General features: G+C 71.9%; 7 protein-coding genes and 1 tRNA gene. 3 read left to right on the top strand and 5 right to left on the bottom strand.

What is annotated here, in order from left to right:
• Positions 1 to 1,411, bottom strand: a 1,411-nt coding sequence (locus OZN99_RS23060) for a proton-conducting transporter transmembrane domain-containing protein (protein ID WP_270937605.1), incomplete at its 3' end; no start/stop codon positions are given.
• Positions 1,412 to 1,614: 203 nt separating this feature from the next.
• On the opposite strand from OZN99_RS23060, the gene OZN99_RS23065 reads away from it, so the two are divergent.
• The 3 genes from OZN99_RS23065 to OZN99_RS23075 are packed head-to-tail and all read left to right on the top strand — an operon-like array spanning position 1,615 to position 4,048.
• Positions 1,615 to 2,166 carry a TRAP transporter small permease subunit gene (locus OZN99_RS23065; RefSeq protein ID WP_270937606.1) on the top strand — a complete coding sequence of 184 codons (552 nt, stop codon included), beginning with the start codon at positions 1,615 to 1,617 and terminating at the stop codon, positions 2,164 to 2,166.
• Positions 2,163 to 3,590 (top strand): TRAP transporter large permease, encoded by a 1,428-nt coding sequence (locus OZN99_RS23070; RefSeq protein WP_270937607.1) that lies wholly within the window; start codon positions 2,163 to 2,165, stop codon positions 3,588 to 3,590. The genes OZN99_RS23065 and OZN99_RS23070 overlap by 4 nt, the downstream gene beginning before the upstream one ends.
• Complete coding sequence (locus OZN99_RS23075) at positions 3,587 to 4,048, top strand: SAM-dependent methyltransferase (protein WP_270937608.1); 462 nt, start codon at positions 3,587 to 3,589, stop codon at positions 4,046 to 4,048. The genes OZN99_RS23070 and OZN99_RS23075 overlap by 4 nt, the downstream gene beginning before the upstream one ends.
• A 130-nt stretch (positions 4,049 to 4,178) precedes the next feature.
• Here the strand turns inward: OZN99_RS23075 and OZN99_RS23080 are convergent.
• The 4 genes from OZN99_RS23080 to pqqB all read right to left on the bottom strand — a co-directional run.
• Positions 4,179 to 4,264, bottom strand: a tRNA-Leu gene (locus OZN99_RS23080).
• A gap of 62 nt (positions 4,265 to 4,326) precedes the next feature.
• Complete coding sequence (gene pqqD / locus OZN99_RS23085; RefSeq protein WP_270937609.1) at positions 4,327 to 4,611, bottom strand: pyrroloquinoline quinone biosynthesis peptide chaperone PqqD; 285 nt, start codon at positions 4,609 to 4,611, stop codon at positions 4,327 to 4,329.
• Entirely contained in the window at positions 4,608 to 5,336 is a 729-nt protein-coding gene (gene pqqC / locus OZN99_RS23090; RefSeq protein WP_270937610.1) for a pyrroloquinoline-quinone synthase PqqC, read from the bottom strand. The genes pqqD and pqqC overlap by 4 nt, the downstream gene beginning before the upstream one ends.
• A partial coding sequence (pqqB, locus tag OZN99_RS23095) for a pyrroloquinoline quinone biosynthesis protein PqqB (RefSeq protein WP_270937611.1) occupies positions 5,333 to 6,184 on the bottom strand: 852 nt, incomplete at its 5' end. The genes pqqC and pqqB, both read right to left, overlap by 4 nt.

Below are 6,184 nucleotides of genomic sequence, written 5' to 3' on the forward strand. Positions count from 1 at the left end.
GCGCCAGGCGCGCGGCGCCGCCATGCTCCTCCGCGCCCAGCGCACGCGGCGCACGGGGCCGGCCGAGGAAGACCAACCCGAACAGCCGCACCATCGCCGCCGCCGCCAGCGCCGCGGCCAGCGCGGCCATCGCGGCGGCCACCACGACCAGCAGTTGGAAGGCCAGGTCGCCCACCCGCCAGGCGGCCAGCAGCGCCTGCAGCAGCAGCCATTCTGATGCAAAGCCCGAAAGCGGCGGCAGGCTGGCCGCGGCCGCGGCCCCCACCAGCATGCAGCCCGCCGTCCACGGCATGGCGTGGATCAGCCCGCCCAGCCGGTCCAGGCTGCGCGAGCCCGCGCCATGCGCCACCTCCCCCATGCCGAGGAACAGCAGCGTCTTGAACACCGCGTGGTTCAGCGCGTGCAGCAGCGCGGCCCCCGCGGCCAGCCCGGCCAGCGCGCCGAGATCGGCGGCCCGGAAGCAGGCGGCAAGCCCGAGCCCGATCGCCACCAGGCCGACATTCTCGATGGTGGAACAGGCGAGCAGCGTCTTGCCCTCCTCCTCCACATTGGCGCGCAGCGCGCCGAGCACGGCGGAGGCGGCGCCCAGCACGACCAGCGGGATGCCCCACCACAGCGGCTGCGCCGGCCCGCCGAGATCGAGCAGCAGCCGCGCCGCGACATAGAGCGCGACCTTGGTCATCGCCGCCGACATCAGCGCCGAGACATGGCTCGGCGCCGCCGGATGGGCGAGAGGCAGCCAGGCATGCAGCGGCACGAGCCCCGCCTTGGCCCCGGCGCCGGCGACGACCAGCGCCAGGACCAGCGCGGCGCGCCAGCCCTCCGGCGGGTTCTCCCGCATGGCGGCGAAGGCCAGGTCGCCGCCCGGCCCGGCGAGCAGGCCCAGCGCCGGCACCAGGCACACCGCGGCCAGCGCGGCGAAGACGAGGTAGAGCCGCGCGGCGCGCCGGTTCTCCTCCTTCGCGTGGTCGGCCGCCACCAGCGCCCAACTGGCCAGCGACATCGCCTCGAACCCCAGCAGCAGGGTCAGGCCGTCGGCGGCCAGCAGGGTCAGCGCCATGCCGGCCAGGAACAGCGGATAGGCCGCCAGCACGCGGGCCGGCGCCGCACGCTCGTGCCCCAGGGCGAACAGCGCGGAGCAGGCGCCGGCCAAGCCCAGCAGCAGCAGGAACCAGGCGGAGAGCCCGTCCAGCGCGACGAGCAGCGGCCCGGCGGGCGTGGCCAGCGGCAGCGGCCGCGGCGCCTCCCCGCCCATGGCCAGCGCGGCCAGAGCCACCGCGGCGAACACGACCGACGCGGCAAGGGACCCGCCATGCACCATGGCGGCCCCGAAGCCCCGCCCCGCCAGTGGCACCGCGGCCAGCGCGAGCGCCAGCAGGCCGAGCAGCGCGAGGAGGAGGACCGTCAGCACGGCCCGGGACGGAGCATAGCCACGGTGGGTGACCTTACGGGGCGCTGCGGCACGGCAGAAGGGGCGGGTGCCTGAAAGAGCCGTCATGCGACCGGGCCGCCACCGCCCAGGCCCACGCTTCCCAATCCCGGGGGCGAGCGTTAAGTGGCGGGGGCCGGCCGCCCCCAGAGGCGCACGGTCTTCCGGGAGTCACGCCAAGGCCCATGGGCCCCCTGCTCGCCTTCAGCCGCGCCGTCGATGCGCTGAACGCCCGGCTCGGCCGCGTCGCGGACTGGCTGGTGCTGCTGGCCTGCGCCGTCGCGGCGGGCAATGCCTTCCTGCGCTACGGCTTCTCCCAGGGGTCGAACGCCTGGCTCGAGCTGCAATGGTACCTCTTCGCCGGCGTGGTGATGCTCGGCGCCAGCTACACGCTGTTCCGCAACGAGCATGTGCGCGTGGACCTGGTGTACGGCTCCCTGCGGGAAAGGGCGCGGCTCTGGGTGGATGTGGTCGGCATCGCGCTGTTCCTGCTGCCGGCCATGGCGCTGCTGGCCTGGATGACCTGGCCGTTCTTCCTGGACTCGTGGATGCGCGGCGAGACCTCTTCCTCCCCCGGAGGGCTGATCCGCTGGCCGGCCAAACTGCTCATGCCGGTCGGCTTCGCGCTGATCACCGCACAGGGCCTGTCGGAACTGATCAAGCGCGTCGCGCTGCTGCGCGGCATCCCGCTCGCGGCCGACCGGCTGCACGCCTCCTACCATCGGCCCGAGCAATGACCCTCCTCGGCATCCCCTCGGAGGACCTGATGCCGCCGCTGATGTTCGGCGGCCTCATCCTCTTCCTGCTGATCGGCTTCCCCGCCGCCTTTTCATTGGCGGCGGTCGGGCTGTTCTTCGGCTTCGTCTCGATCGAGCTCGGTCTCTTCCCGGAAGCCTGGCTGTTCAACCTGCCGCTGCGCGTCTTCAACATCCTGTCCAACGACCTGCTGCTGGCGATCCCCTTCTTCACGCTGATGGGCGCCATCCTGGAACGCTGCGGCCTGGCGGAGGACCTGCTGGAAGGCACGGGGCAGCTCTTCGGCAAGGTGCCGGGCGGGCTGGCCTATGCGGTGATCCTGGTCGGTGCGATCCTCGGCGCCATCACCGGCACCGTCGCCGCCTCCGTGATCGCGATGGGCATGATCAGCCTGCCGATCATGATGCGCTACGGCTACGACATGCGCATCGCGACGGGGGTCATCGCGGCGTCCGGCACGATCACGCAGGTGATCCCGCCCTCCCTCGTGCTGATCGTGCTGGGCGACCAGCTCGGCCAGAGCGTGGGCGACATGTATGCCGGCGCCATCGGCCCGTCCCTGCTGCAGGTCGCGCTGTTCCTGGCCTTCATCGCGGTGGTGAGCATCGTCTCGCCGCAGAAGGTGCCGCCGCTGCCGCCGGAGGCGCTGGCGCCGCGCGACTGGCGGCTGTGGTGGCGCGTGCTGAAGGGCATGGTGCCCTCCGTCGTGCTGATCTTCATGGTGCTCGGCACCATCTTCATGGGGCTGGCCACACCGACCGAGGCCGGCGCGATGGGCGTCGTGGGCGCCATCGTCCTGGCCGCGCTGAACCGCCGCCTGACTTGGCCGCTGGTGCGCGAGGCGATGGGCAACACCATGCGCATCACGGCGATGGTGATCTACATCCTGATCGGCGCGACGGTGTTCAGCCTGGTCTTCCAGGGCGTGGACGGCGGCATCTGGATCGAGCACCTGCTGAGCTACCTGCCCGGCGGCGCCACAGGCTTCCTGATCTTCGTCAACATCTTCATCTTCTTCCTGGCGTTCTTCCTCGACTTCTTCGAGATCGCCTTCATCGTCATCCCGCTGCTGGCGCCCGTCGCCAAGAACCTCGGCATCGACCTTGTATGGTTCGGTGTGCTGATCTGCATCAACCTGCAGACCAGCTTCATGCATCCGCCCTTCGGCTTCGCGCTGTTCTACCTGCGCGGCATCGCGCCAAAGGAGGTATTGACGAAGGACATCTACCTCGGCGCCATCCCCTGGCTCGGCCTTCAGCTGATCCTGGTGGCGATCGTGATCTTCTGGCCGGAGAGCGTAACCTACTTCCTCGACCGCGGCCCGAAGGTGGACCCGAGCACCGTCATCATCGACCTGCCGCCGCCGGTCATCCCGGATACGCAGAGCGTGCCGATCTTCCAATGAGCCTGACCCTGCACCCCATCGGCCATGTCCGCGGCGGCCGCGCGGAGCCGGTGGACGATGCCTGGGACGCGGTGGAGGCGGAGATCGTGCTGGACCCCGCGCAGGTCGCTCCCGATGCGGCGCTCGGGCTCGACGCGTTCAGCCACGCGGTCGTTGTCTTCGTCTTCGACCGCCTGGATCCCACGAAGCTGGAACGCGGCGCGCGACATCCGCGGGGCCGCACGGACTGGCCGCGCGTCGGCATCCTGGCGCAGCGCGGCTCGCCCCGGCCGAACCGGATCGGCGTGACCACCTGCAGCGTGCTGGGCGTGCACGGCCTGCGCATCCGGGTGCGCGGTCTGGATGCGATCGACGGCACGCCGGTCCTGGACATCAAGCCGCACATGACCGGCTTCGACCCGCGCGGCGAGGTGCGCGAGCCCGACTGGGCGCGGCAGATCATGCAGGGCTACTGGTAGCCGTCAGCCTGCCGAGCGTGTCCGGTGATTGAACCGGCCGATGCTCGTCTGCTCGACCGCACAACCACCCCTTCATGTGCCCCGCATGAGCCCTGTCGCTTCCGGGCGTTCCAGCCTCGTCAGCACGGGATGGTGCCCCCGGGGAGATTCGAACTCCCACACCCTTCCGGGCGAGCGATTTTGAGTCGCCTGCGTCTACCGTTCCGCCACGGGGGCCTGACCCGATAGCTACGACGGATCGCGCCGAGGGGGAACCGGCTTCGGCGGGGGGGCCGACCTCAAGCGCCGGGCAGGTCCACCACGCCGCGCTCCGCCAGGTCCTCCAGCAGCGCCGCGACGTCGCCGGCGATCTCCTCGCGGGGGGCGGCGAAGCGGGCGGCCAGCGTGTCCAGTATGGCGTCCAGGCTGCGCTGGCCGTCCACCAGCTTCAGCACCTCCAGCGCGGTCTCGTCGGGCACCAGCATGCGTTCCGGCGCCAGCAGCACCCATTGGCCGCGCGCGGTGTCCTCGCGCAGCTTCACGCCGCGCGCCAGGCGCGGGACGGCGGCGCCGGGAAGGCTCATGGCCGGAAGGCGCCCGGCGGCGGCAGCGCCGGCGCCACATAGGCGAAGTGCAGCGCATCCAGCTGCGCCCAGAGCAGGTCGCACTTGAAGCGCAGCGCGGCGATCGCGGCTTCCTGCTGCGCCCGCGTTGTCGCGTGCTCCTTCACGTAGCCCAGGGCGAACTCCACATCGCGCGGCGCCTGCGTGAGGCGCGGGGTGAAATAGGCCAGCGTGTCCTCCGACACGAAGTCGTAGTTGCGCAGCATGCCGGAGACGCGCTCCGCGATGATGTTCGGGCTGAACATCTCCGTCAGGGAGGAGGCGATGGCTTCCAGGATGCTGCGGTCGCGGACGAAGGCGACATAGGCATCCACCGCGAAGCGCGTGCCGGGCAGCAGGCCGGCCAGGGAGGTGACGTAGTCCCGGTCCAGCCCGAGCCCGTCGGTCAGCTTCAGCCAGCGCTCCACGCCGCCGGGCTTGCTGCCGTCGCCGTCGTGATCCTCCAGACGGCGGCGCCATTCGCGGCGCAGCGCGGTGGTGGGCAGGCGCGCCAGCAGCGTCGCGTCCTTCCGGGGGATGGATGCCTGGTAGTAGTAGCGGTTCAGCGCCCAGGCCTGGACCTGACCCTTGGACAGCTTCCCGTCATGCAGCAGGCGGTGGAAGGGATGCAGCACGTGGTAGCGCTCGGCGCCCACGGCGCGCAGGCGGCGTTCCAGCTCGTCCGGCGGCAGAAGCGCGTCGCTCATGGCACGGTGACCTCCATCCCGTCCTCCGCGACCTCCCAGCCCGCCGCCGTAACGGTGGCGCGCTCGGGGCTGTCGGACAGCAGCACGGGGTTGGTGTTGTTGAGGTGGATGAGGATGCGGCGCGCCGGGACCTCGCGCAGCGCGGCCAGCGTGCCCTGCGGCCCGTCCAGGCTCATATGGCCCATGCGCGCGCCGGTCTTGCTGCCGGCGCCGGCGCGGATCATCTCGTCGTCGCGGAAGAGCGTGCCGTCGAAGAACAGCGTGTGCGCGCGGGCGATGTGCGCCTGCAGCGCGGGCGTCAGCGCGGCGCAGCCGGGAATGAACAGCAGCTCCGCCCCGCCATCGGCGCAGACCGCCAGCCCCACCGTGTCGCCGGCATCGGACCGGCCGGGATCGGCGCCGGCGGGATCCTCGTTGAACAGCGGCACCTTGCCCGGCACGACGAAGGCTTCCAGCGTGATCCCGAGCGGCGCGCCTTCGGCGTCGCGCAGCTGCATCGGCCAGCCGGGCGGCAGCTCGCGCCGGGGCACGACCGCCGGGTTCAGCACGTTGAAGATCGGGTTCTCCGCCAGCACGGCGAGCACCGGGGCCGCGGCGTAGAGGGCGAAGGCCTGGCGTTCCCGCAGCGAGAGCAGGCCGGCGATGGTGTCCACCTCGCCGCCGGTCAGCGCCACGGCGGCGATCGGCGAGTGACGGATGCGGCCCGGCGCGGGGCGCGGGTGCAGGGCCGGCGTCGCCTCGATCTGCAATCGGAGCTCCGGGGCGGCGTTCAGCAGCACCCAGCGCTCGCCATCCGCGCTGACGGCCAGCGAGGCCTGGGTGCGCGGCGCCGCCGCGCGGTCGCCCGC

This window comes from Falsiroseomonas oryzae (assembly GCF_027856955.1).
Lineage (GTDB): Bacteria > Pseudomonadota > Alphaproteobacteria > Acetobacterales > Acetobacteraceae > Falsiroseomonas > Falsiroseomonas oryzae.

Excerpts from the sequence above, each read along its gene's own strand:
- OZN99_RS23065 (WP_270937606.1), top strand. The coding sequence starts at position 1,615 with ATGGGCCCCCTGCTCGCCTTCAGCCGCGCCGTCGATGCGCTGAACGCC.
- OZN99_RS23070 (WP_270937607.1), top strand. The coding sequence starts at position 2,163 with ATGACCCTCCTCGGCATCCCCTCGGAGGACCTGATGCCGCCGCTGATG.
- OZN99_RS23075 (WP_270937608.1), top strand. The coding sequence starts at position 3,587 with ATGAGCCTGACCCTGCACCCCATCGGCCATGTCCGCGGCGGCCGCGCG.
- pqqD (WP_270937609.1), bottom strand. The coding sequence starts at position 4,611 with ATGAGCCTTCCCGGCGCCGCCGTCCCGCGCCTGGCGCGCGGCGTGAAG.
- pqqC (WP_270937610.1), bottom strand. The coding sequence starts at position 5,336 with ATGAGCGACGCGCTTCTGCCGCCGGACGAGCTGGAACGCCGCCTGCGC.